Source organism: Nocardioides humi (assembly GCF_006494775.1).
GTDB classification, from domain to species: domain Bacteria; phylum Actinomycetota; class Actinomycetes; order Propionibacteriales; family Nocardioidaceae; genus Nocardioides; species Nocardioides humi.
Genome location: NZ_CP041146.1, coordinates 1032276 through 1057141, shown reverse-complemented (window position 1 = coordinate 1057141; position 24866 = coordinate 1032276). Strand labels below are relative to the sequence as shown.

Genomic DNA, 24866 nt, shown 5'->3' with positions numbered 1-24866 from the left:
TCCACTTCGAAAGATTCCAGTAGCAAAACTATTGCAGGCAGATAGGCACTTTGCTATTGCAAACAGGAGAACGGGCGGCCTACGCTCACGGCCGTTCGGTCGTGTGGTGGCCGACACACGCACGACCCGAGAGGAAAGGACGACCATGAAGATTCCGACCCGACGCTGGCTCGCGGTCAGCACGGCAGCCCTGCTGTCCGGCGGCCTCCTGACGGCCTGCGGCGACGGCGGCGCCACGGACGAGCCCATCGCCAGGAACACGAGGGCCGCGGCCGGGATCGGCCAGGACGAGGTCGCCGAGGCGACCGCCGAGGGGAAGGTCGTCGTCTACGGCAACCCGCCCGAGGACATGTGGAAGCGGCTGATCCCGACCTTCGAGAAGGCCTACCCGGGCATCAGGATCGAGACCGTCGACCTCGGCGGCTCCGAGCTCGTCCAGCGGGTCCTCTCCGAGGCCAAGACCGGCGCCGCATCGGCCGACCTGGTGATCGACTCGAACAGCAAGACCTTCCTCGACCTTGCCGACGTGATCGCCGCGCGCACCTCGCCGTTCACCGCCGAGCTCCCGGAGTTCACCCAGCCGGAGAGCGGTGTCTACGCCTTCGCCGCGGACCCCGGCATCCTGGTGTACAACAAGGCCGTCCTCGACGAGGGCCAGTACCCGGCCTCGATGGCCGACCTGGCCGCGATCGGCGACGCCCATCCGGGCAAGCTGACGACCTACGACCTCAGCAACGACAACGGCTACAGCCAGATGTGGACCTTGGCCGACGCCATCGGCGACGCCGCCTGGGACGTGTACGCCGACCTGGTCCCCGAGACGACCTACGAGTCGGCCGGCGGCACGATGCTGCAGAAGGTCGCCCAGGGCGAGTACGTCGGAGGCTACTTCCAGTCCGGTCTGGCGCGCGGCCTGCTCGCGCCGATGGGATACGACAAGCTCGTCGGCTGGTCCTACGCCTCCGACGGCACCCCGGTCCAGCCGCGCTACGTGGCGCCGTTGAGCGACGCCGGGCACCCCAACGCGGCCGCCCTGCTCCAGGACTACCTCCTGTCCGCCGAGGGGCAGACGGTCGTGTGCGCGAGCGGCCTGACCGCCGTCCGCGAGGACGTGGTCGGCACCTGCGGCGACTTCGCGCTCAAGCACATCCAGGACGAGCTGGGCGAGGAGAACGTCCACCTCGTGCCGTTCGGCCGCCAGGTCTTCGACGACAAGCCGGACTTCGAGGCGCGGGTCGACGCGCTCGACAAGGGCTGATCGTGTCCCTTCGCAGTCACGCCGGACCCGCGCCCGCGCGGGTCCGGCACCGGCCGTCGGCGTCCTCGCTGACCTGGTGGATCACCCTGGTCGTCTCGGCGGTGCTGCTGCTCGGCGCGATCCTCCCGATCGCGTACGCCGCGCTGCGCTCGGTGCCGCTCTACGAGTCCGGCGGCTCGTTCACGCTGGACAACTACACCGCCTTCCTCTCCGACGCCTCGTTCTGGACGGCGCTGTGGAACACGAGCCTGCTGGCCGTGCTGACGGCGGTCCCGTCGATCCTGATCGGCACCGCCCTGGCGGTCCTGGTCACCCGGACGAACATGCCCGGCCGCTCGCTGATCGGAGTGCTGCTCCTGGCGCCGCTGCTGTTCCCGGGGCTCGGGGCCACCCTCGGCTGGGTCTCGATGTACGCGCCCAGCGGCTACATCTCGACCTGGTTCGCGAACACCTTCGGCGGCGTCCCCTGGAACCTGTACTCGATCCCCGGCATGGCCCTGGTGTCGCTCGAGCGCACCGTGCCCATGGTGTACCTGCTGGCGCGGGCGCGGCTCTCGACGCTCGACTCCTCGATCGAGGACGCCGCGCTGTCGGCGGGCGCCGGCCCGGCGCGGATCCTGCGCACGATCACCCTGCCGATGATGCGGCCGTCGCTGCTGCTGGCCGGCGTGCTGATCAGCATGATGGTGTTCGAGTCGCTCGGCCTGCCGCTGCTGCTGGGCACGTCGTCCGGGATCGAGACGGTCTCGACGTACATCTACAACAACTGGACGAGGTCGGCGGACAACCAGGGCCTGGTCTCGGCCACCGCGTCGACCCTGCTGCTCATCGTCACCCTCATGATGCTGCTGCGCAGCAGGCTCGAGGGCGACAGCAAGAGGTTCGTGACCGCCTCGGGCAAGCCCAAGGCCCGCCGTCCGCTCGATCTCGGCATCATCGGCCCGGTCGCGTCCGTGCTGTGCCTGGCGTGGGTGGTCCTCGCGATCGTCATGCCGACCTTCGGCCTGCTGATGACGGCGTTCACCCAGATCTTCTCCCCGCTGATCTCGCCGTGGGAGGTGCTGACCACCCACAACTTCTCCACGGTGTTCGACAGCCCCGCGTTCACGCGCTCGATCCGCAACAGCATCCTCGTCGCCGTCGTCGGCGCCCTCGTCTCGACGGTGGCCCTGACGATCGCCGCCCTGGTCGCGCACCGCTCGGAGTTCCGGTTCCGTACGGCGCTCCCGCCGCTGCTCCTGTTCCCGCGGGCGATGCCCGGCATCGTGGTCGGCATGGGCCTGTTCTGGGCCTTCGTCGTGGTCGATCCGTCCGGCTGGGTCCGGGCCTCCATCTGGGGGATCATGATCGCCTTCGTCATCCGCAACACCGCCGTGGGCTACGCGGCGATCGAGTCGACGCTGCTGTCGATCAGCAACGAGCTCGACGGCGCCGCCCGGACGTGCGGAGCCGGCTGGCTGCGCACCGGCTGGACCATCGTCGTCCCGCTCCTGCGTCCAGCGCTCGGCGCCTGCTTCGTCCTCATGTTCGTCGCCCTGCTCAACGACTACGACCCGGCGATCTTCCTGATGACGTCCGGGAACGAGGTCATCGGACTGACCATGCTGCGCCAGTGGCTGGCGGGATTCGCCGGTCCCGTCGCCGCCCTCGGCGTCATCCAGATGCTCATCACGGCCGTCGTCCTCGGGTCGGGCCGCCTGTTCTTCGGAGTGAAAGCCCATGTCTGACGTCACCATCGACCGGCTCGGCCTCGACTACGGCGACAACACCGTCCTGAAGGACATCTCCTTCCACGTCGCCGAGGGCGAGTTCGTGACCCTGCTCGGTCCCAGCGGCTGCGGGAAGACCACCACCCTCATGTCGATCGCAGGACTGGCCGCCCCGACGCGGGGCTCCATCACCTGCGGGGAGGTCACGCTGTTCGACGGCGCCAGGCGGATCAACCGGCCGCCCGAGCGGCGGGACTGCGGCGTCGTCTTCCAGTCCTACGCGATCTGGCCGCACATGAGCGTCGCCGACAACGTCGCCTACCCCCTGCGACTGCGCCGCCGGCCCAAGGCCGAGATCGCGGCGGCCGTCGCGGAGACCCTGGCGCTCGTCGGGATGGGGGATCTCGCCGAGCGGTACCCGCACGAGCTGTCCGGCGGGCAGCAGCAGCGCGTCGCGATGGCGCGCGCGGTGGTCTACTCGCCACGGGTCCTGCTGCTGGACGAGCCGCTGTCCAACCTCGACGCGAAGCTCCGCGAGCAGGCCCGGGTCTGGCTCAAGGACATCCAGGCCCGCCTCGGCCTCACCACGATCTTCGTCACGCACGACCAGGACGAGGCTCTCGCCATGTCGGACCGGATCGTCGTGATGAAGGACGGCGCGATCGAGCAGATCGGCGCCCCCGAGGAGGTCTACCGCGAGCCGTCGTCCCCGTTCGTCGCCTCGTTCCTCGGCTCGAGCAACCTGATCGCCGGGACGGTGGTCGGCTCCTCCGGTGGGCGCACGGACGTACGGATCGGGCAGGACGGAGCGGTGCTCGCGCTCGACGCTCCGGTCGGCGCCGCCGTACGCGACGTCCAGCTGATGGTGCGCCCGGAGGACGTCGAGCTCAGCGAGCAGGCGCGCGACCGCGCATCGATCCCCGTCCGGATCGAGTCCCGGATGTTCCTCGGATCCCACTACCGCTACGGCGTCTCGCACGCCGGGACGTCCTTCTTCGTCGACAGCCGGGATGCCGTCGCCGGTCCGACCGCCCATGCCCACATCCCCAGCGGAGCGGCCCGCGTCTTCGACGCGACGTCTCCCACGACCCCGAACCAGGAGCCAGTCCGTGCCTGAACTCACCCTCGATCCGGTCGACTACCAGAACCCCGTCGACTACCAGCCCGACGCCAAGGGACCGCTGGAGGGAGTGCGTGTCCTCGACCTCGGCCGGTTGGCCGCCGGCGGACACTGCGGGCTCGTCCTCGCCGACCTCGGGGCCGACGTGGTCAAGGTCGAGAGGCCGAAGGTGGGCGACGAGATGCGGGGCATGGGACGCGCCGCCCTGTCGCCGTACTGGGTCGTCTACAACCGCAACAAGCGCAGCCTGGCGCTCGACCTGAAGTCGGAGGAGGGGCGCGCCCTGCTGTTGGAGATCCTGCCGCAGTTCGACGTCCTGGCCGAGAACTTCCGGCCGGGAACGCTGGAGTCGCTCGGCATCGGCCCCGACGCGCTGCTGGCGCGCCATCCGGGCCTGGTCGTCACCCGGCTGTCGGGCTGGGGGCAGACCGGCCCGTACGCGAGCCGCCCGGGCTTCGGCACCCTCGCCGAGGCGGTCTCGGGCTACATGCTGCGCAACGGGTACGCCGACCGGCCGCCCGTCCCCGCCCCGACCGCCCTGGCCGACATGGTCGCCGGCCTCTACGGCGCCTGCGCCACGGTGGCCGCGGTCCTGCACGCGCGCGGCGGCGGACCGGGCCAGGTCGTCGACGTGTCGCTGTTCGAGCCGATCACCTCGATCATGGGACCGGACGCGCTGCTCGACCAGCTCGGCCGGCTCCCGGTGCGGGGCGAGGGGACGCGCGCCTCCTCGGTGAAGGGCATCTTCGAGTGCGCCGACGGCCTGTGGATCGCGCTGTCGGCCGGCACGGACTCGATCGTGCAGCGGGTCTTCGAGGCCCTCGGCATGGGCGACTTCGCGGACGACCGGCGGTTCGCGACGTACGACGACCGGCTGGAGCACCGCGAGGAGATCAACGCGATCATCGGTGCCTGGGTCCGGCAGCACTCGCGGGACGAGGCGCTGGCGCACTTCCACCGCCACGGAGTCACGGCCGGCCCGCTCTACGCCGTGGCCGACGCCCGCCGCGACCCCCACTTCCAGGCGCGCAAGGTGTTCGTGGACCTGCCCGGTCGTCCGGGCGAGCCGGAGCGCGTCGCCATGCACAACATCGTGCCGCACATGTCCGCCACCCCTCGGGGATCCGGCGGCCGGCGCCGCTGCTCGGCGAGGACACCACCGACGTGCTGCGCGAGGCCGGGATCGCGGACGAGCGGATCACGGCACTGCTGACCGACGAGATCATCGAGGAGAACCATGCGTGACCACGACGCGGCCCCCTGGCGGTCGCTGCTGTACGTCCCCGCCAACCGCCCGCGGTTCGTCGCGGGCGCGACCCGACGGGGAGCCGATGCCGTCATCCTCGACCTCGAGGACTCGGTGCCCCGCGAGCAGAAGGCGGCGGCCCGCGCCGGGCTGACCGATGCGATCGGGACGGTCGCGCAGGGCCGCGGGGACGTGCTGGTCCGGGTCAACCGGAACTGGTCGGACCTGGTCCCCGACCTCGCGGCGAGCGTGCACCCGGCGGTCACCGCGATCAACCTCCCGAAGGTCGACGACCCCGGCGTCGTACGCGTCGTCTCCGAGATGCTGGACGAGCTGGAGGCCGAGCGTGGCCTGGAGCGCGGACACGTCCGGATCTTCGCCCGGATCGAGACGGCCGGCGGAGTGCGCCGCATCGACGACATCCTGCGCGCCAGCGACCGGGTCGCGGCGACGGCGATCGGCACCGGCGACCTGTCGATCGAGGCCCGCCTCGACCCCGCGGGGGACGGCATCAGGCAGGCGTTCGTCGAGGTGACCCTGGCGGCGCGCGCCGCCGGGGTGCAGCCCCTGGGGCTGCCGGGCCTGATCGTCGACTTCGGCGACCTGGACGCCTTCCGGCGGACGGCGGAGGACGCCAGGAGCCTGGGCAGCCGGGGCGCGCCCTGCATCCACCCGTCCCAGGTGCCCGTCCTCAACGAGGTCTTCGGCCTGCAGCCCGACGAGGTCCGGGCGGCGCGCGAGGTGGTCGCCGCCTTCGAGCAGGCGGCTGCGGAGGGACGAGGCTCGCTCATGCACGAGGGGAGCTTCGTCGACGTGGCCAACTACAATCAGGCCCGCCACGTCCTCGAGCAGGCGACCCGTCAGCAGGAGCTGGAGACCGCCTGAGCCGGACGACCCATCCACCCGCGATCGACAGCTCGGAGAGTGCATGAGCCCGCCGGCGTGGCGCGTGGTGCTCGCGGCGGTCATCAGCGCGGGTGCGACGGCGCTGATGTTCGCCGTCTCCGCGCCGTCGCCCGCGCTGTTCGCGGGCTTCGTGACGTCGGTGACGTGCGCGCTGCTGCTGAGCCGGCAGCTCGCGGTGCCCACGCCGGTCAGCCGGACCGCCCAGGCCGTGCTGGGCGGCACGGTCGCGACCCAGGTCGATCTCGACGGGTGGGGGAGCGTGCACGCGCAGCTGCCGGCCGTGTTCGCGGTCGCGACGCTGACCATCGTGGTGGCGGTGGCGATGGGCCAGCTGCTGCTGCGGCACGGCGTCTCCCGGACCACGGCCGTCCTCGCCTCGGTCCCCGGTGGTGCCTCGACCGTCACCGCGATCGCGGGGACCTGGGAGCCGACCAGCGGGTGGTCGTGGTGGTGCAGTACCTGCGGGTCGTCGTCGTGATCGTCACGCTCCCGGTCCTGCTCGCGACCCTCTTCGACACGTCGACGGGAGGCGCGGCGACGTCGGCCGCCGCGGGGGCGTCGGACTGGGTGTACGTCGTGCTGGTGGCGCCGGGTGGGCTCCTCCTCGGGCACCTGCTCCGCCTGCCCGCGCCCGCCGTCGTCGGCGCGCTGCTGGCCGGGACCCTGCTGATGCTGGCGCCGCCCTTCGAGGCCTCGGTCACCCCGCCCCTCGTCCAGTCGGCGGCGCTCCTGGCGATCGGGCTCCAGTCGGGCAGCGGGTTCAACCGGCGTACGCTCGCCGACCTGCGCGGACTCCTCCCGATCGCCCTGGTGACGAGCGTGCTGCTGGTGGCCCTCTGTGCGCTGGTGGCGGTGCCCTTCGCCGCCTGGACCGGCGTCTCGGGCCTCGACGGCTATCTCGCGACGTCGCCCGGAGGGCTTCCCGTCGTGCTCGCCGCATCCCTCGACTCCGGCGGTGACGCCGCCCTGGTGTCGGTCACCCAGATCGTTCGGCTGCTCGCGGTGCTCCTCGTGATGCCGATCGTGCTGTCGATCGCCCGGCGCTGGAGGCCGGGCAGCTGATCTCGGGCGGAGCGCCCGGTGTCGGGCGGACAGGGCTAGTGCGCTAGCTTCTCTGTTGCAATCGACTTGCAACAAGACGAGGAGCCGTGATGGTCGCGCTGGAGCCCGCCGTCGCCGTTCCGGAGGCTCCCGATCGCACCGCGGCCCGGGCACGCCGGTGGACGCTCGGGCTGCTGCTCGCCCTCGCCGTGTCCGTGGTCGCGGGCATCGCGTTCGGCGCGATCGCCGTCCCGTTCCGCAGCGTGGTCGAGGTGATCGGCCACCACCTGTTCCTCATCCCCGGAGAGCGGACCTGGAGCGCGCCCCGCGACTCCATCGTGTGGGACGTACGGCTCCCGCGGGTCCTGCTCGCCGCGCTGGTCGGCGCCGGCCTGGCGGTGTGCGGGACGGCGCTGCAGGCGATGGTGCGCAACCTCCTCGCGGACCCCTACCTGCTCGGCGTCAGCTCGGGCGCGTCCGCCGGCGCCGCGGCCGCGATCCTGTTCGGCGTCAGCCTGGGACTGGGAGAGCACATGCTCTCGGGCAGCGCCTTCCTCGGGGCGCTCGCCGCCTCCGTCCTCGTGTACGGCGTCGCCCGCTCGGCCGGCCGGGTCACCTCCACGCGACTCCTCCTCGCCGGGGTCGCCGTGGGCTACGCGCTGCAGGCCGTCACCAGCTTCCTCATCTTCGCCTCGGACTCCGCCGAGGGCGCCCGGTCGGTCATGTTCTGGCTGCTCGGCTCGCTCGCCCTCGCCGGCTGGGGGCAGCCGCTCGCCGTGGCCGTGGTGGTCGTGCTGCTCGCCGTCGCGGTGCTGACCGTGCTCGGCCGGCAGCTGGACGCGCTCGCGGTCGGCGACGAGACGGCGCTCGCGCTCGGCGTACCCCCGGAGCGGTTCCGGTCCGCCCTGCTGGTGCTCGTCTCGCTCTGCATCGCGGTCGTGGTCTCGGCCGCCGGCAGCATCGGCTTCGTGGGCCTGGTGGTGCCCCACCTCGCCCGCCGCGCGGTCGGCGCCGCTCACGTCCGCGTCGTCCCGGTCGCGGCCCTCATGGGCGCGATCCTCCTGATCTGGGCCGACATCGTCGCCCGGGTGCTGCTCGCCCCGCAGGAGATCCCGATCGGGATCATCACCGCGGTCGTGGGCGCACCGTTCCTGCTCGTCCTCGTCCGCCGCCTCCAGGCCACCGCCGTCTGACCTCCAGGAGACCCATCCGCCATGCGCCGTCCACTGATCGCCCTCGCCGCGACGACCTCCCTCCTCGCCGTGTCCGCCTGCGGCCTGGCCACCGAGTCGCAGTCCGCCGAAGGCGGCTCGAGCGACTCCGACGCCTACCCGGTGACCGTCGAGAACTGCGGCGCCGAGGTCACCTTCGACGCGGAGCCGGAGCGGGTGGTGTTGCTCAAGAGCGCCGCGGTCCCGTACCTCTCGGCGCTCGGGGTCCTCGACCGGGTGACCGCCCGCGCGGGGGAGTACCCCGCGACTACTACGACGACGCCACCTGGTCCGCGCTGGAGGACATCCCCGCCCTCACCGGCAAGACGGACACCTCCGGGCACCTGCTGATCTCCAAGGAGGTCGTGATCGACCAGGAGCCGGACCTCGTCCTCGGCGAGGTCGACAACCTCAGCCGCGCGACCCTCGACGGCGTCGGGATCCCGCTGGTCGAGGAGCCGGCGATGTGCGCCGAGGGGCTCGACGACCCCGGCTTCGACGACGTCTACGACCAGATGGAGACCTACGGCAAGGTCTTCGACCGCCCCGACGAGGCCGCGGCCGCCAACGCCGCGCTGGAGCAGCGGGTCGCCGAGCTGAGCACGGACGACGCGGGCCGTCGTCGTACCGCCGCGGTGCTCTACCCGACCGTCGGCGGCGGCGTGACCTACGCCTACGGCACCCGCAGCATGGCCGCCCCGATCCTCGAGGCCGCCGGCTTCGACAACGCCTTCGGCGACACCGACGAGCGGGTCTTCGAGGTCACCCCCGAGGAGCTGATCGGCCGCGACCCTGACGTCCTGATCCTGCTCTACAGCGCCGGCGACCCGGCGAAGGTCGCCGACGCGGTCACCACCCTGCCCGGCGCGCAGAGCATCTCCGCGGTCCGCGACGACAACCTGATGCCGCTGCTGTTCAACTACGTCGAGCCGCCGACGCCGCTCGCCCTCGACGGCCTGGAGCAGATCCGCGAGCGGTTCGGCGACGCGTCGTGATCGTCGCCGAGGACCTCCACTTCTCCTACGGCGCCGCGCCGGTCCTGCGCGGCGTCGGGCTGGAGGCGCGGCCCGGCCGGGTGCTCGGCCTGCTCGGCCCCAACGGCAGCGGGAAGACCACCGCGCTCCGGATGCTCTACGGCTCGCTCCGCCCGGCGCGCGGCCGGGTCACCCTCGCCGGCCGCCCGCTGGCCACGCTCACGCCGCGCGAGGTCTCGCAGCGGATCGCGGTCGTCGTCCAGGAGTCCGACGCCGAGTCGATGCTGTCCGTGCGCGAGATGGTGACCCTCGGCCGGCTGCCGCGGCTGCGCACCTTCCAGCGCACCGGCCCGACGACCACCGCGCCGTCGACGACGCGCTGGCCGCGGTCGGCGGCACCCACCTGGCCCGCCGCCGGTTCGCCGAGCTCTCCGGCGGCGAGCGGCAGCGGGTGCTCGTCGCCCGCGCGCTGGCCCAGGAGGCGGAGTTCCTGCTCCTCGACGAGCCGACCAACCACCTCGACATCCGCTACCAGCACGAGGTGCTCCACCTCGTCCGCACCGTCGCCACCAGCGCGGTCGTCGTGCTCCACGACCTCAACCTCGCCGCGCGCTACTGCGACGACCTGGTCCTGCTCGACGCCGGCCGCGTCGTCCGGGCCGGCTCGCCCGACGACGTCCTCGACCCGGACCTGATCGCCGAGGTCTACGGCATCGGCGCCACCCGGGCCGACGCCGGCGGCCACCCGCAGCTCCTCTTCCACCCCCTCACCGAGAGGCTCCCCGCATGAACCAGCCCGTGAGCTCCACCGTCCAGGACAACGTCGACGCCTACTGGACCGGCCGCGCGCCGTCCTACGACGACTACCAGCAGCGCCCCGAGCGGCTCGCCCTCGACCAGGCGGCCTGGGGCGCGATCTGGTCCGGCGCCCTGCCGCCCGCCCCGGCCGACGTCCTCGACCTGGGCACCGGCAGCGGGTACGTCGCGCTGCTCCTCGCCGGCCTGGGATACGACGTCACCGCCACCGACCTGTCCGAGGGCATGCTGGCCCGCGCCCGCGAGCACGCCGACCGCGCTGCTCGCACCGGCCGCGCCCCCGACTTCCGCCGCGGCGACGCCGTCGTACCCGACTTCCCCGACGCGTCCTTCGACGCCGTCACCAGCCGCTACCTGATGTGGACCCTGCGCGAGCCCGAGCGCGCCCTCGCGAGCTGGCGCCGGCTGCTGCGTCCCGGCGGGGTGCTCGCCGTCGTCGACTCGACCTGGTTCCCCGACGGCCTGGACCGCGACACCTCCGCCGACTTCGTCGAGCTGTACGACGACGAGGTGCGCCGCGCTCTGCCGTTGGCCGCCGCCCGGTCGATCGACGCCACCCGCGACCTGGTCGCGGCGGCGGGCTTCACCGACGTCACCGTCACCCCGCTGACCAGCATCCTCGAGCTGGACCGCGCCCACGGCGTCGCGCCCGACCACGAGGTGCAGCTGCAGTTCCTCGTCCGCGGGGTCCGCTGATTCATCGCCCGTCCCGGCGCGCATCTAGACTCCAAGCGCCATGAGTGAGCCTGTTGCGCGCCCAGCCGAGACCGTCGCCGAGGCCGAGGACGCCCTGCTGTCCCGGTGGCCCGAGACCCGGCTGGAGCCCTCGCTCGACCGGATCCGCGCCTTCACCGAGCTGCTCGGCGACCCGCAGCGGGCCTACCGCTCGATCCACCTGACCGGTACCAACGGCAAGACGTCGACCTCGCGGATGATCGACGCGCTGCTGCGGGCGCTCGACCTGCGCACCGGCCGCTTCACCAGTCCGCACGTCGAGCGGATGAGCGAGCGGATCAGCATCGACGGCGAGCCGCTGGACGACGAGGCGTTCGTGCGGGCGTTCAACGACGTGGCGCCGTACACGCACCTGGTCGACGCCGCCGAGGCCCATCCGCTGAGCTTCTTCGAGACCGTCGTAGGGATGGCGTACGCCGCCTTCGCCGACGCCCCGGTCGACGTGGCGGTCGTCGAGGTCGGCATGGGCGGGGTCTGGGACGCGACCAACGTCATCGACGCCGACGTCGCGGTCATCACCCCGATCGCGGTCGACCACGCCAACTACCTCGGTGGGACGGCGGTCGAGATCGCCCGTGAGAAGGCGGGGATCATCAAGCCCGGGTCCGTGGCGGTCCTGGCCCAGCAGAGCGCCGACGTCGCGGCGGTCCTGCTGGAGCGGGTCGCCGAGGTCGGCGCCACCGTCGCCCGGGAGGGCCTGGAGTTCGGCGTCGTCTCCCGCGCGCCCGCGGTCGGCGGCCAGGTGGTGACCTTCCAGGGCCTGCGGGGCCGCTACGACGAGGTGTTCCTCCCGCTCTACGGCGCCCACCAGGCGCAGAACGCCGCCGCCGCGCTCGCCGCGGTCGAGGCGTTCGTCGGCGGGGACGAGCCGCTGGGCGACGACGTGGTCCGCGGCGCGTTCGCCGAGATCACCTCGCCGGGCCGGCTCGAGGTGGTCCGCCGCAGCCCCACGATCGTGCTCGACGCCGCCCACAACCCCACGGCGCCGAGGCGACCGCGGCGGCGCTGGAGGACTCCTTCCAGTTCGACCCGCTCATCGGCGTGATCGGCGTGATGGGGGACAAGGACGCCGAGGGACTGCTGGCCGCGTTCGAGCCCCACCTCGCCCACGTCGTCATCACCCAGAACTCCACCGACCGGGCGCTCCCGGCCGACCAGCTCGCCGTCGTCGCCCGTGAGGTGTACGGCGAGGACCGGGTCAGCGTCGTACCCCTGCTCGCCGACGCCATCGACGCCGCGGCCGCGCGCGCCGAGGCGGCCGGCAGCGACGCCCTCAGCTCGGGAGCCGTCCTCGTCACCGGGTCGGTCGTCACGGTCGGCGAGGCCCGGGCCCTGCTGGGGGACGCAAGTGACCGACGAGCGCGACAGGTCGCCGCGGCGGGCGATGTGCGCGGCCGTCCTCTCCCTGGAGGCGATCGCGGTCGCGCTCTCCACCCCCGTGATGATCGCGATCTCCGACATCCGCCCGGCCGTCGCGCTGCCCGTGGGGCTGGGCCTGGCGGTGCTGTGCGTGCTGGTCGCCGGGATGCTGCGCCGCGAGTCGGCGTACGCCCTCGGCCACGTCCTGCAGGTCGCCGCGATCGCGCTGGGCCTCCTCGCCCCGCTCATGTTCGTCATCGGCGGCATCTTCGCCCTGCTCTGGGGCACGGCCTACGGTCTGGGGCGCAGGATCGAGAGCGAGCGGGCGGCCGCGTTCGCCGAGTACGACCGCCGGAACTCGGACGGTTCGTGACTGCTCGGTAGAGTGGCCGCGTGCCAGTGATCATCGACAAGCTCCTCCGCATCGGAGAGGGCAAGATCCTCCGCCAGCTCGAGGGCATCGCGAAGGCCGTCAACGCCATCGAGGACGACTTCAAGGCGATGTCCGACGACGAGCTGCGGGGCATGACCGAGGAGTTCCGCACCCGCCTCAACGAGGGCGAGGATCTCGACGACATCATGCCGGAGGCGTTCGCCACCGTCCGCGAGGCCGCCCGCCGGGTCCTCGGCCAGCGCCACTTCGACGTCCAGGTCATGGGCGGCGCGGCGCTGCACCTCGGCAATATCGCCGAGATGAAGACCGGTGAGGGCAAGACCCTGGTCTCGACCATGCCGGCGTACCTCAACGCCCTCGAGGGCAAGGGCGTCCACGTCGTCACCGTCAACGACTACCTCGCCAAGTTCCAGTCCGAGATGATGGGCCGGATCCACCACTTCCTCGGCCTCACCGTGGGCGTGATCCTGCCGAGCATGAGCCCCGCCGAGCGGCGCGAGGCCTACGCCTGCGACATCACCTACGGCACCAACAACGAGCTCGGCTTCGACTACCTCCGCGACAACATGGCCTCCTCGCTGGAGGAGTGCGTCCAGCGCGGCCACAACTTCGCCATCGTCGACGAGGTCGACTCGATCCTCATCGACGAGGCCCGGACCCCGCTGATCATCAGCGGCCCGACCCAGGACGAGGTCAAGTGGTACGCCGAGTTCGCCAAGATCGCGCAGAAGCTCACCCGTGACGTCGACTACGAGGTCGACGAGAAGAAGCGCACCATCTCGGTCCTCGAGGACGGCATCACCAAGGTCGAGGACCACCTCGGCATCGAGAACCTCTACGAGTCGGCCAACACCCCGCTGATCTCCTTCCTGCACAACTCCATCAAGGCCAAGGAGCTGTTCCGCAACGACAAGGAGTACGTCGTCATGGAGGGCGAGGTGCTCATCGTCGACGAGCACACCGGCCGCATGCTCGCGGGACGCCGCTACAACGACGGCCTCCACCAGGCCATCGAGGCCAAGGAGGGCGTGAAGGTCCGCGAGGAGTACCAGACCCTCGCGACCGTCACCCTGCAGAACTACTTCCGCCTCTACGACAAGCTCTCCGGCATGACCGGCACGGCCATGACCGAGGCCTCGGAGTTCGACAAGATCTACAAGCTCGGCGTGGTCCCGATCCCGACCAACAAGCCGATGCTCCGCAAGGACCAGCCCGACCTCGTCTACCGGACCGAGGAGGCCAAGTACGACGCGGTCGTCGACGACATCGTCGAGCGCAACGAGAAGGGCCAGCCGGTCCTCGTCGGCACCGTCTCGGTCGAGAAGTCGGAGTACCTCCACCAGGCGCTGACCAAGCGCGGCGTACCCCACTCCGTCCTCAACGCGAAGGTCCACGCCGAGGAGGCGAAGATCGTCGCGATGGCCGGCCACAAGGGCGCGGTCACCGTCGCCACCAACATGGCCGGCCGCGGCACCGACATCATGCTCGGCGGATCGGTCGAGTTCCTCGCCGACGCCGAGCTGCGCAAGCAGGGCCTGGAGCCCTCCGGAGAGACGGCCGAGGAGTACGACGCCGCCTGGCCCGCCATGATCGAGACGATCAAGAAGCAGGTCGAGAAGGAGCACGACGAGGTCAAGGAGCTCGGTGGCCTCTACGTCATCGGCACCGAGCGCCACGAGTCGCGCCGCATCGACAACCAGCTCCGCGGTCGCTCCGGCCGTCAGGGCGACCCCGGCGAGAGCCGCTTCTACCTCTCCCTGCAGGACGAGCTCATGCGGCTCTTCAAGTCCGACTGGGTCGACCGCGTGCTGCTCCTGCTCAAGATCCCCGACGACGTCCCGATCGAGAACAAGCGGGTCACCAACGCCATCGCCAACGCGCAGGGCCAGGTCGAGTCGCAGAACTTCGAGTCCCGCAAGAACGTCCTCAAGTACGACGACGTGATGGACCGCCAGCGCAAGGTCATCTACGGCGAGCGCCGCGAGGTGCTCGAGGGCGTCGACCTCGAGGACCAGGTCCGCACCTTCATCGACGACGTCGTCACCGGCTTCGTCGGCAGCTCCCTCGACGAGTTCGCCGAGCAGTGGGACCTCGAGCAGCTGTGGACCGACCTCAAGCAGTTCTGGCCGGTCTCCCTGTCCTGGAAGGACCTCGTCGAGGACGCCGGCTCCCAGGCCGCGCTCGAGAAGCAGCACCTGATCGAGAAGCTCAAGGAGGACGCCCACGCGGCGTACGACCGTCGCGAGGAGGAGGTCGGCGAGGAGGTCGCCCGCGAGCTCGAGCGCCGCGTGCTCCTCTCCGTGCTCGACCGCAAGTGGCGCGAGCACCTCTACGAGATGGACTACCTCCGCGAGGGCATCTACCTGCGCGCCTACTCCCAGCGCGACCCCCTGGTCGAGTACCAGCGCGAGGGCTTCGACATGTTCGCCGCGATGATGGACGGCATCAAGGAGGAGACCGTCGGGTTCCTCTTCAACCTGGAGGTCCAGGTCGAGGACGACGACGAGGACGACGACGAGGAGGAGTTCCACTACCACGCCGACGGCACCCGCCACGCCGGCCCGATGCACCAGGGCGCGTTCGCCGAGCCGCCCGTCGGTGCGGGCGCGGGCGGCGGCGTCGACCTCGCCTCGATCTCCTCCGAGCTCAAGGCCCCGAAGGTCACCGCCAAGGGCCTCGACGCCCCGAAGCAGCCGCAGAACCTCACCTACTCCGCACCCGACGAGACCGGGCACGAGGAGGTCCGCGGCGGCGGCACCGTCACCAACGCCGGCGACGAGTACGCCGACGTCGGCCGCAACGCGCTGTGCCCCTGCGGGTCGGGCAAGAAGTACAAGCGCTGCCACGGCGCCCCCGGTGGCCCGTCCGGGCTCACCACCCGCGTCAACGGCTGAGGCTTGCCGCGACCCGGCGCGTCCTGACCTCGGAATCGTGTCGACCCGGCGCATCCTGACCTGACGGAGGTAAGGATGCGCCGGGTCGGCGTCGTTCGGAGGTCAGTTTGCGCCGGGTCGGGCACGCGGTCTCACGAGAAGTCGAGCGCGGTGCAGATCCAGCGCTGGTCGATCCGCTCGAAGCGGGCGGCGACGGCGCGTGAGCGGTCGCCGTGGCGCACGTGCACGCCGCACTCGACGACGGTGTCGCTGAGGAAGCAGGCGTGCACGCTCTGCACCCGGGGCCGGACCGGCTGGACGCGGGCCAGGCCGGGCTGGTGGCCACCGGCGCGGGCGACGAGCAGGGCGCGGCGGTGGAGGTCGGCGTACACGTCGCGGCTGGTCCAGCGGACCAGCTGGGAGACGGGGCGGTCGCCGCCGACGATCTCGACGGCTGCCTGGACGAACCGGTGCGTCCACTCCTCGATGGCGTGGCGCAGCCGCTGGTCGATGGGTACGACGACCGCGCCCGGGCGCGCCGGCGGCCGTCGCTCGGGCCGGTTCGGTGGGGGTCCGGAGGGCGGGGTCTGGCGGGGGAGCAGGGCGAGGGCGAGGGTGCCCTGGGTGGGGCTGACGGGGACCGCCAGCCGGAGGCCGACGAGCTCGTGCGGGACTGCGGACATGGATCCTCCTGGTGCGGGCGGCTGGTTCACGCGGGCGGCAGCCGCAGGGACTGTCCGGGCTGGATGAGGTCGGGATCGGGGCCGATGACGGCGGCATTGAGCGCCTGCACCCGCCGCCAGTACGACGCCACGTCGGCCGCCGACGCCCCCGGCCCGAGCCGGCGGGCGGCGATCGTCCACAGCGAGTCGCCGGGCCGGACGATCACGACCGTGGGTCCGGACCCGACCCTGCGCCCGACGGCCCGGTCGGGGAGCGGCAGCCCGTCGAGGGCCCTCGCGCCGGCAGGTGCGTCGGAGCCGAGCGGCGCATCCGCGCCGGCCGGTGCACCCGAGCCCAGCGACGAGCCGGCGTGGGCCGGTGCCGTGGTGGCGAGCACGGTGACGCCGCAGGCGGCGAGCACCAGCCGGCGCACGGATCCGACCCGCCCGGTGGACCGGCCCGGCGGCGTACCCCCGGACCGCAGCACGCCCCACACGACGTCGGTGACGGTGACCCACAGGACCCCGGCGGCGACCAGGGCCGCGGCGGCGCAGGCCCGGACCAGGGCGGCGGCGAAGTCCGGGCCCGGGCCGGTCAGCAGGTCGCGGGCGAGGGGCGCGGTGAGGGCGCCGAGCGCGGCCAGGGCGGCGGTGGCGGTGAGCCAGAGCAGGGCGGCGCGTGCGCGCACCCGTCCGGCAACGACGAGTTCCATCCCGAGAACCTTTACGTTTGCTTCTGTTTGATTCAGGATGAATTCGTTCGAGGACGATGTCAACCGTTGGTGTTCGGCTTGTGGACGACGGCGTGTGAGGGTGGTGCCCATGGGCTGGGAGGACGAGCTGTTCGCGCTGTTCGACGACCTCGAGGACCAGGCCAGCGCCCTCTACGCCGCCGAGCGGGACCTCGAGGTGGCCGACCGCAGCCGCGCGGAGTACCGCCAGGTCACGCTGAGCAGCCGGCTGATGGCGAGCGTCGGCGACGAGGTCACGCTCGGGATCCTCGGCGTCGGCAGCGTGACCGGCACCGTCGAGCGGGTCGCCGCCGACTGGCTGCTGGTGTCCGCCGGCGACCACGCCGGCCACCACGACTGGGTGGTCGACCGGACGGCCGTCGTCACCGTCGAGGGCGCCTCCGACCGCGCGGTCCCCGAGGTCGCCTGGTCGCCGCTGACCCGCCTCGGCCTCGGCTCCGCGCTGCGCCGGATCGCCGACGCCGGTGAGCCGTGCCTGCTCCACCTGCGCGACGGCAGCCGCCACGACGGCGTGCTCGGCCGGGTCGGCGCGGACTTCTGCGAGCTCGTCGAGGGGGAGCGCCGCCGTACCGTGCTGATCGCGTTCAGCGCCTTCGCCGCGGCCCGGTCCGGGGCTCGCTGAGCGGTCCGTTCGGATTCGTCCGGATTGCGCCCACCGCCGGTCGGGGGACACCAGACTCCCGGAGCATGCGTGGAATCGCCCGACGTGCCCTGTCCGTCCTGCTCGGCGCGGGGATGCTGGTGGGAGCGGGACTCGTGCCCGCCGCGGCCCGGACCGAGAGCGTGCCGACCGCCCCGCCGACGGCCCCGCGGGCGGCTCCCGGCGCCCTGTACGTCGAAACGGGCCACTGGGCCGTCGGCGAGGCCGGACCGGTCGCCGTCGACAACAGCGGCCACGTCCTGGTCGCGGCCGACGAGAGGCTGCTCACCTACGACGAGACGGGCCGGCTGCTGTCGTCGTTCGCGACCGGCGTCTCCACCGCCTACGGGCTGGCGGTCGGTCCCGACGGGCGGATCTACCTCTCCGAGTACGGCGGCCTGCCGAGCGCCGTGCACGTCTTCAGCCCTGGGGGCGCGTCGCTGGGCAGCTACACCTCGCCCGGCGGCGGCTCCTTCGATCCGTGGGGGCTGGAGACCCACCCGGGCACCGGCCAGCTGTGGATCGCCAACGCCACCGGCGACGAGATCGACCGGGTCACGCCGAATGCGCCGGCCATCGGCGGCCCGGGCACCGGGAACGGCCGGTTCGACACCCCGGTCGACGTCGCCTACGGCAACGGCAGCATGTACGTCGTGGACCGGGACAACAGCCGGATCCAGCGCTTCCGCGCCGACACCGGCGTGTTCCAGGGGAAGTGGGGACAGCTCGGGCACGGCGCCGGCCAGTTCGAGCTCCCGGTGGCGCTGGACGTCGGTCTCGGCGGGTCCGTGCTGGTCCTGGACCGCTGGCTGACCGGGGACAGCGACCTGGACGCGTTCAGTCCCGACGGGGTCTACCTGGGGACCAGCAAGGTCCCCGCTTCGCACACCTTCGGCATGGCGACCGATGCAGCCGGCAACGTCTACGTGTCCGGCCTGCTGGCGAGCGGTGGCTGGGGAGTGGTGCGGATGTCCCCGGCGTCCTATCCCCGGCTGGCCGAGAAGCGGGTCGACGCCAAGCCGAACCGGAAGAAGGCGAAGGTCAAGATCGCCTGCGCGGCGGGCGCCGACTGCCACGGCAAGGTCCGGGTCGTCCGGAGCGGCAAGGTGGTGGCCAAGGGCAGCTACCACGTGGCCGCGGGAGCCAAGCGCATGGTGAAGATCAAGATCACGCCGAAGGGACGCACGGCGCTGCGCCAGCGCGCCCGTACGCCGGTGAAGGTCCGCCTGGTGTCGGCTGGCGGCGTGGTCAAGGCACGGGGCGTCCTCACCCGGTGAGCGCGAGTCCCTCCCGGGCGCGCTGCGCCTCGAACCCGTCGGCGTGGACCACGTGCCGGAGCGCGCTGGAGTAGGCGGCCCGCGCGGCGTCGAGGTCACCGGCGGCCCGCTCGGTGTCGCCGAGGTTGTTGGCGATCGCCGCCACCAGGTCGGGGTCCCGGGCCTCCCGAGCCGCGGCGCTCCCGAGCCGGTGCGCGGCCCGCGCCTCGTCGTACCTGTCGAGCGCCGTCAGCGCGACACCAAGATTGGTGCGGCTGGCCGCCGCGTTCACCCCGTAGCGCTCCGCCAGGTCGCACGCTCGCTCGGCGGCGCGGAGCGCCTCGTTCGGCGAGCCGTCGGCGAGCTGGTTGTCCACCAGGTTGTTGAGGGCGGAGGAGGCCAGGCTCCAGTCGCGGTCGCGCAGCGCCAGGTCGAGCACCTCCTGCTGGTGGGCGATCGCCTCCGGGAACCTGGACAGGTGGGTCAGCACCACACCGATGTTCCCGAGGAGACCGGTCCGCGTGCGGACGGTCCGGCCGGTGTCGACCAGCGCCAACGCCGCCCGGAACTCGTCGAGAGCCTGCTCGAGGTCGCCCCGGTGGACCGCGAGGACGCCGCGCACGGTGCGGGCGGTCGCGCTCGCGTCGGCGCCGGCCTCGGTTGCGGGGTCGGCGCCGGCCAGGATGAGCTCGGTCTCCCGCAGCGCCGTCTCCGCGTGGCCCAGGCGCGCGTGTGCGGCCGCCAGGTGGCCTCGGGCACCGATCGCGCCGCTGTCGTCCGCGCGGCCGAGGGCGGCGTCGACCGCCCACCCGTGGAGGACGACGGCCTCCTGGTGGAGACCCTGCGTGTCGAGGTAGCGGCCGAGCAGCCGTGACATCCGGACGGTCGCCTCGGGCCCGGGCCGGTACGCCGGGTCGACCAGGGCGATGAGGCTGGTCCGCTCCCGCGTCAGCCACGACCAGGCGTGGTCGGCGTCCTCGGCGGGCTCTCCTCCGTCCGGAGCCGGCTGGCCGGGGGCGTAGGAGAGCATGCCCGTCGCGGCGATCGCGCGCTCGGCGGCGCGCAGGCAGTGGTCCACCAGCCGCTCGCGCGCGGCGTCGCGCTCGGACGGCGAGTCCTGGCGCGGGCCCCACGCTCGCGCCGCCACCCGCACCAGGTCGTGGAGGACGATCCGATCCGGGGGACCGCTGACGAGGTGGGCGGCGGCGAGGCCGTCCAGCCAGGTCGTGGTGCTGGCGAGGTCGGCGCCGAGCAGCTCGGCCACGGCCTCGGCGGGCAGGTGCCCGCAGGGCTGCTCCGCGATCAGCCGCAGCGTGCGGCCCGCGCCGGGATCGAGCGCCCGGAAGGACAGCTCGAGACTCGCGCTCACCGGCTGGTCGAGCCGGAGCAGGTCGTGCTCGTGGCGCGTGGCCGCCAGGTGGTCGGCCAGCGACCAGTCCGGGCGCTCGGCCAGCCGGTGCGCGGTCAGCTCGAGTGCGAGCGGGTGGTGCCCGACCAGTGCGGCCAGGGCGAGGGCGGTGTCGTGGTCCTCGACGGGCACCGCGCGTCCGTACGCCGCCAGCAGCCACACGGCGGACACCGGGTCCAGGCCGTCGAGGGCGAGGTGCTGCGCGAGCGGCCAGTCGAGCCCGGCGCGACTGGTGGCGAGCACCAGTGAGCCGCATTCGTCCGGGCCGACAGCGCCGAGAACGGCGGCGATCTCGTCGGCCGACGCGGCGTTGTCGAGGAGGAGGACGCAGCGTCGCTCCACGAGCGCGGCGCGGAGCGCGCGCTGCTCCTCCGGCGCCGGCAGCCCGCGCGGAGGCGCGTCGACCAGCTGCTTGAGGAGCTCGTGGCGCACCGCCGCCGGGTCGGCACCGGGCCGGGTCTCGTCGTACCCGCGGAGGTCGACCAGCAGCAGCCGGTCGGCCCGGCCGTCGCGCACGTGGTCGCGGGCGGCCCGGATCGCCAGCTGGGTCTTGCCCACGCCGCCGACGCCGCTGATCAGGAAGACGCCGCGCTCGTGCGCCCGCAGCGCCGTGAGCTCGGCGGTGCGGCCGACGAAGGTGGCGGTCGTCGCCGGATCCGGGTCGCTCGCGACGATGCGTGCCGCGTCGATCCCGTTCTGCACCGCGAACAGCGACGCGCTCCATGCCGTGGCCTCGGTCCCGGACAGGCCGAGCACGGCGCCGAGGTCCTCGAGGAGCGCGAGGTCCATCCGGACCCGGCCGTCCCGGAAGCAGTCGTACACCGCGGTCCGACTGGTGTGCTCGGGCCGACCCTGCGCCGCCCGCCGCTGCCCGACCTGCGCCGCCAGCCGCGTGTACGACGGGCTCCCCGCTCGGGTGCGCAGCTCTCTCAGCGTCGCGGCGACGTCATCCCAGGAGCGCACGACCCACCCGGGCTACGTCGCGTCGATGTCGTACGGCGGCCGCTCGCCCGGCTCCAGCAGCCGCGCCGGCGGGGGCGCGTCGTCCTCGCCGGCGCTGCGGATGGTGTCCTCCAGCTCGTCGAGCTCGGCCATCGCCTCGGCGATGTGCTTGCGGACGATCGCGCGGGGGTCGAGGTCGGTCAGCTCCAGGTCGGCGTACTCGGGCCCGAGCTCGGAGCGCAGCTCGTCGCGCGCGTTGTTGGCGAACCGGCGCAGCTCCCGGACGAGCCGGCCGGCCTGGCGGGCGAGCTCGGGCAGCTTGTCGGGGCCGAAGACGAGCACGGCGAGGAAGGCGATGACCACGAGCTCGCCGAAACCGATCCCGAACACCCGCCGCCCGCCCCTCTACCGTCGTCCCGCGCACGCCTGTCGCAGCGTGCGGGTCAGAACTTACTGGTCGGGGTGAGCCCGAGCTGCATGCCGGCCAATCCGCGGCCACGGCCGTCGAGGCGGTCGGCGATCGACCGCAGCGCCGCGGCGGCCGGGGCGGTGGGGTCGGCGTCGACGATCGGCTTGCCGGCGTCGCCGCCCTCGCGGAGGGCGATGTCGAGGGGAATCCGGCCGAGCACGGGCACGTCGTACCCGAAGCGCTGGGAGAGCGTCTCCGCGACCCGGTCGCCGCCGCCGGAGCCGAAGACCTCGAGCCGGTGGTCCTTGCCCTCGGCCGTGCAGTGGGGCAGGGGAGGTAGCTCATGTTCTCGATCACGCCGACGACCCGCTGGTGCATCATCGAGGCCATCGTGCCGGCGCGCTCGGCGACCTCGGCCGCGGCCTCCTGCGGCGTGGTGACCACGACGACCTCGGCGCCCGGCAGGTGCTGGCCCATCGAGATCGCGACGTCGCCGGTGCCGGGGGCAGGTCGAGCAGGAGGACGTCGAGGTCGCCCCAGTAGACGTCGGCGAGCATCTGCACGAGGGCGCGGTCGAGCATCGGCCCGCGCCAGGCGACGACCTGGTCGCGGCGCGGCTTGAGCATGCCGATCGAGATGACCGAGACGCCGGACGGCGTCGGGACCGGCATGATCAGGTCCTCGACCTGGGTGGGCCGGGAGTCGGCGACGCCCAGCATCGCCGGCACCGAGTGACCGTAGATGTCGGCGTCGACGAGGCCCACCTTGCGGCCGGCGGCCGCCAGCGCGAGGGCGAGGTTGACGGTCACCGACGACTTGCCGACGCCGCCCTTGCCGGACGCGATCGCGAAGACCTTGGTGAGCGAGCCCGGCTGCGCGAACGGGATCTCGCGCTGCGCCTGGCCGCCGCGCAGCGTCTCGTGCAGCCCGGAGCGCTGCTCGGCGGACATCACGCCGAGCTCGACCTCGACCCGGGTCACGCCGGGGAGGGCGGCGACGGCGGCCGAGACGTCGCGGTTGATGGTGTCCTTGAGCGGGCAGCCCGCCACGGTCAGCAGCGCCTTGACCGTCACCACCGAGCCGCCGTCGCCCGCGGCGATGTCCACGCCCTCCACCATGCCGAGCTCGGTGATGGGGCGCTTGATCTCGGGGTCGTCGACCTTGCTGAGCGCGGCCATGACCTGCTCGACGGACGGGGACTGCGTCGTACTGCTCACAACCGTTGAGTCTACGGAGCGGCCGGAGCTTCCTCGTCGGCGCCGTCCCCGTGAGACTGCGCACGCTCGTCGAGGTCGGACAGCAGCGAGCGCAGCTCGGAGCGCAGGAAGTCGCGGGTGGCGACCTCGCCGACCGCCATCCGCAGCGACGCGACCTCGCGCGCGAGGAACTCCATGTCGGCGTGCGCCCGCGCGTCCGCCTGCCGGTCCTGCTCCGCGATCACCCGGTCCCGCGCCTCCTGGCGGTTCTGCGCGAGCAGGATCAGTGGAGCGGCGTACGACGCCTGCAGGCTCAGCATCAGGGTCAGGAAGATGAACGGGTACTCGTCGAAGCGCAGGCCGTCGGGGACGACCAGGTTCCAGCCGATCCAGCCGACGACGAACAGCGTCATGTAGATGAGGAAGGTCGCCGTCCCCATGAACCGGGCGAACTGCTCGGCGAACACGCCGAACGCGTCGGCGTTGTACGCCGGCCGGCGGACCAGCTGCCGCCGCTGGTCGCGGGGGGTGTCGAGCCGCTCGCGGCGCGCCTCGCTCATGACGCCGCCCCTCCGCGCTGCCGCGCCCGGTCGCGCCAGTTGGCCGGGAGCATGTGGTCGAGCAGGTCGTCGACGGTGACCGCGCCGAGCAGGCGCCGGTCCTCGTCGACGACCGGCGCCGCCACCAGGTTGTACGTCGCCAGGTGGGCCGCGACCTCGTCGATGGTCGCCTCCGGGCGCAGCCACTCCAGGGAGTCGTCGAGCGCCCCGGCGACCAGCGTCGAGGGGGCTCGCGGAGCAGGCGCTGGATGTGGGCGACGCCGAGCAGCTTGCCGGTGGGCGTCTCCAGCGGTGGGCGGCAGACGTAGACCAGCGCCGCGAGGGACGGGGTGAGCTCGGGGTTGCGCACGTGGGCGAGCGCGTCGGCGATGGTGGCGTCCGGGCCCAGGATGACCGGCTCGGAGGTCATCATCGCGCCGGCGGTGTTCTCGACGTACGACATCAGCCGGCGGACGTCCTCGGCCTCCTCCGGCTCCATCAGCTGGAGCAGGATCTCCTGGGTCTCCGGCGGCAGGTCCGCGACCAGGTCGGCCGCGTCGTCGGGCGACATCTCCTCGAGGACGTCGGCCGCGCGCTCGGAGTCCAGTCCCTTGAGGATCTCGACCTGGTCGTCCTCGGGCAGCTCCTCCAGCACGTCGGCGAGCCGCTCGTCGTCGAGAGCCAGCGCGACGGCGGTACGACGCTCGGCGGGCAGGTCGTGCAGGATGCTCGCCGCGTCGGCGGGCCGCATCTCGTTGAGGGCCGCGATCAGGTGGGTCGCCCCCTGCGCCTCGTCGACGCGGTGCAGGCCGACCACGTTGCGCCATTCCACGACGTGGGTCTGCCCGCGGCGGCGGAAGCCCTTGGACGGCTCGCGCACGGCGACCCGGCTGAGGACCCAGTCCCGGGTGCGGGCGGGCTCCATCGCGACGTCGTACACGGTGCCGGTGATGCCGCTGTCCTTGATGGTCACGGTGCGGTCGAGCATCTGGCCGATGACCAGGGTCTCGGTGGAGCGCTGCTCGAAGCGGCGCATGTTGAGCAGGCCGGTCGTGTAGACGTGCCCGCTGTCGATGTTCGTCACCCGGGTCATCGGGACGAAGATCCGGCGCCGGCCGAACACCTCGGCGACCATCCCGAGCACCCGCGGCTGGGTGCCTTCGGTGCGCATGGTGACGACCAGGTCGCGGACCTTCCCGACCTGGTCGCCCTGGGGGTCGAAGATCGGGAGCCCGACCAGCCTGGCCGCGAACACGCGGGACGGGGTGGTGCTCACGGGACGCAACGCTACCGGTCGGCGCGACGCGCCCGTGACACCAACGCGCTAGGGAAGCGCTGATCGATGTCGCCGTCGCGAGCGCCGTGAGGTGCGTGCGTTGCCAACGTAGCCAGCGTGCGTGCATCGCGGCGCGCAGCAGGC

The 24866-nt window shown here is 72.6% G+C and carries 23 protein-coding genes and 3 pseudogenes; 18 read left to right on the top strand and 8 right to left on the bottom strand.

The features are described 5' to 3' along the window. Positions 1-145 precede the first annotated feature (145 nt). From FIV44_RS05150 to FIV44_RS33505, 11 genes and pseudogenes are all read left to right on the top strand, one after another. Positions 146-1258, top strand: a complete 1113-nt coding sequence (locus tag FIV44_RS05150) for an ABC transporter substrate-binding protein (protein ID WP_141003520.1) — start codon at positions 146-148, stop codon at positions 1256-1258. A gap of 2 nt (positions 1259-1260) precedes the next feature. Beyond that, on the top strand, positions 1261-2985 hold the full coding sequence (locus FIV44_RS05145) for an ABC transporter permease (protein ID WP_181411004.1): 1725 nt from the start codon (positions 1261-1263) through the stop codon (positions 2983-2985). Continuing rightward, positions 2978-4084 carry an ABC transporter ATP-binding protein gene (locus tag FIV44_RS05140; protein ID WP_141003518.1) on the top strand — a complete coding sequence of 369 codons (1107 nt, stop codon included), beginning with the start codon at positions 2978-2980 and terminating at the stop codon, positions 4082-4084. Before FIV44_RS05145 ends, FIV44_RS05140 begins: the two co-directional genes overlap by 8 nt. Then, entirely contained in the window at positions 4077-5300 is a 1224-nt protein-coding gene (locus FIV44_RS05135) for a CaiB/BaiF CoA transferase family protein (protein ID WP_219996301.1), read from the top strand. Before FIV44_RS05140 ends, FIV44_RS05135 begins: the two co-directional genes overlap by 8 nt. A 24-nt stretch (positions 5301-5324) precedes the next feature. Next, positions 5325-6218, top strand: a complete 894-nt coding sequence (locus tag FIV44_RS05130) for an HpcH/HpaI aldolase/citrate lyase family protein (protein WP_141003517.1) — start codon at positions 5325-5327, stop codon at positions 6216-6218. A gap of 43 nt (positions 6219-6261) precedes the next feature. Further along, the gene (locus tag FIV44_RS33050; protein WP_141003516.1) at positions 6262-6717 is read left to right on the top strand and encodes an AbrB family transcriptional regulator; all 456 of its coding nucleotides are present in this window, start codon (positions 6262-6264) and stop codon (positions 6715-6717) included. Continuing rightward, positions 6684-7301 (top strand): AbrB family transcriptional regulator, encoded by a 618-nt coding sequence (locus FIV44_RS33045; RefSeq protein WP_181411003.1) that lies wholly within the window; start codon positions 6684-6686, stop codon positions 7299-7301. The genes FIV44_RS33050 and FIV44_RS33045 overlap by 34 nt, the downstream gene beginning before the upstream one ends. An 89-nt stretch (positions 7302-7390) precedes the next feature. Then, positions 7391-8473 carry a FecCD family ABC transporter permease gene (locus FIV44_RS05115; RefSeq protein ID WP_141003514.1) on the top strand — a complete coding sequence of 361 codons (1083 nt, stop codon included), beginning with the start codon at positions 7391-7393 and terminating at the stop codon, positions 8471-8473. Positions 8474-8494: 21 nt separating this feature from the next. Beyond that, positions 8495-8842, top strand: a complete 348-nt coding sequence (locus tag FIV44_RS31115) for a substrate-binding domain-containing protein (RefSeq protein ID WP_219996300.1) — start codon at positions 8495-8497, stop codon at positions 8840-8842. Between the two features lie 14 nt (positions 8843-8856). Further along, entirely contained in the window at positions 8857-9486 is a 630-nt protein-coding gene (locus FIV44_RS31110; protein WP_219996588.1) for an ABC transporter substrate-binding protein, read from the top strand. Further along, positions 9483-9707 (top strand): annotated as a pseudogene (locus FIV44_RS33505) (ATP-binding cassette domain-containing protein); the annotation flags it as partial. The gene FIV44_RS31110 and the pseudogene FIV44_RS33505, both read left to right, overlap by 4 nt. Here the strand turns inward: FIV44_RS33505 and FIV44_RS33500 are convergent. Next, positions 9623-9868 (bottom strand): hypothetical protein, encoded by a 246-nt coding sequence (locus FIV44_RS33500; protein ID WP_342778922.1) that lies wholly within the window; start codon positions 9866-9868, stop codon positions 9623-9625. The pseudogene FIV44_RS33505 and the gene FIV44_RS33500 overlap by 85 nt on opposite strands. Between FIV44_RS33500 and FIV44_RS31835 the strand changes: the two genes are divergently transcribed. From FIV44_RS31835 to secA, 5 genes are all read left to right on the top strand, one after another. Continuing rightward, on the top strand, positions 9845-10255 hold the full coding sequence (locus tag FIV44_RS31835; protein WP_342778902.1) for an ABC transporter ATP-binding protein: 411 nt from the start codon (positions 9845-9847) through the stop codon (positions 10253-10255). The two genes, FIV44_RS33500 and FIV44_RS31835, sit on opposite strands and share 24 nt — an antisense overlap. Next, positions 10252-10977 carry a class I SAM-dependent methyltransferase gene (locus tag FIV44_RS05100; protein ID WP_141003513.1) on the top strand — a complete coding sequence of 242 codons (726 nt, stop codon included), beginning with the start codon at positions 10252-10254 and terminating at the stop codon, positions 10975-10977. Before FIV44_RS31835 ends, FIV44_RS05100 begins: the two co-directional genes overlap by 4 nt. Before the next feature lie 40 nt (positions 10978-11017). Continuing rightward, a complete protein-coding gene (locus FIV44_RS05095) occupies positions 11018-12061 on the top strand; it encodes a bifunctional folylpolyglutamate synthase/dihydrofolate synthase (protein WP_342778878.1) in 1044 nt (347 codons plus the stop codon). Positions 12062-12364: 303 nt separating this feature from the next. Further along, positions 12365-12748 (top strand): DUF4233 domain-containing protein, encoded by a 384-nt coding sequence (locus FIV44_RS05090; RefSeq protein ID WP_246086991.1) that lies wholly within the window; start codon positions 12365-12367, stop codon positions 12746-12748. Positions 12749-12768: 20 nt separating this feature from the next. Beyond that, positions 12769-15663, top strand: coding sequence for a preprotein translocase subunit SecA (gene secA / locus FIV44_RS05085; protein ID WP_141003512.1), 2895 nt, complete (start codon positions 12769-12771; stop codon positions 15661-15663). Between the two features lie 131 nt (positions 15664-15794). On the opposite strand, the gene FIV44_RS05080 is transcribed toward secA, so the two are convergent. After that, positions 15795-16325 carry an Rv3235 family protein gene (locus FIV44_RS05080; protein WP_141003511.1) on the bottom strand — a complete coding sequence of 177 codons (531 nt, stop codon included), beginning with the start codon at positions 16323-16325 and terminating at the stop codon, positions 15795-15797. Between the two features lie 26 nt (positions 16326-16351). Then, positions 16352-17017 carry a LysM peptidoglycan-binding domain-containing protein gene (locus tag FIV44_RS05075; protein WP_219996299.1) on the bottom strand — a complete coding sequence of 222 codons (666 nt, stop codon included), beginning with the start codon at positions 17015-17017 and terminating at the stop codon, positions 16352-16354. A gap of 109 nt (positions 17018-17126) precedes the next feature. On the opposite strand from FIV44_RS05075, the gene FIV44_RS05070 reads away from it, so the two are divergent. Continuing rightward, positions 17127-17678: a hypothetical protein gene (locus tag FIV44_RS05070; RefSeq protein ID WP_141003510.1), complete on the top strand. Its 552-nt coding sequence runs from the start codon at positions 17127-17129 to the stop codon at positions 17676-17678. Between the two features lie 65 nt (positions 17679-17743). Further along, positions 17744-18973 (top strand): NHL repeat-containing protein, encoded by a 1230-nt coding sequence (locus tag FIV44_RS05065; RefSeq protein ID WP_141003509.1) that lies wholly within the window; start codon positions 17744-17746, stop codon positions 18971-18973. On the opposite strand, the gene FIV44_RS05060 is transcribed toward FIV44_RS05065, so the two are convergent. From FIV44_RS05060 to FIV44_RS05040, 5 genes and pseudogenes are all read right to left on the bottom strand, one after another. Beyond that, positions 18963-21323 carry a tetratricopeptide repeat protein gene (locus FIV44_RS05060; protein ID WP_141003508.1) on the bottom strand — a complete coding sequence of 787 codons (2361 nt, stop codon included), beginning with the start codon at positions 21321-21323 and terminating at the stop codon, positions 18963-18965. The two genes, FIV44_RS05065 and FIV44_RS05060, sit on opposite strands and share 11 nt — an antisense overlap. Before the next feature lie 12 nt (positions 21324-21335). After that, positions 21336-21692, bottom strand: a complete 357-nt coding sequence (locus FIV44_RS05055; protein WP_141003507.1) for a sec-independent translocase — start codon at positions 21690-21692, stop codon at positions 21336-21338. A gap of 53 nt (positions 21693-21745) precedes the next feature. After that, positions 21746-22889, bottom strand: a pseudogene (locus FIV44_RS05050) (P-loop NTPase). A gap of 50 nt (positions 22890-22939) precedes the next feature. Beyond that, positions 22940-23467 (bottom strand): DUF1003 domain-containing protein, encoded by a 528-nt coding sequence (locus tag FIV44_RS05045; protein ID WP_141003506.1) that lies wholly within the window; start codon positions 23465-23467, stop codon positions 22940-22942. Continuing rightward, a pseudogene (locus FIV44_RS05040) lies at positions 23464-24722 on the bottom strand (magnesium transporter MgtE N-terminal domain-containing protein). Before FIV44_RS05040 ends, FIV44_RS05045 begins: the two are co-directional and overlap by 4 nt. Positions 24723-24866: the final 144 nt, after the last annotated feature.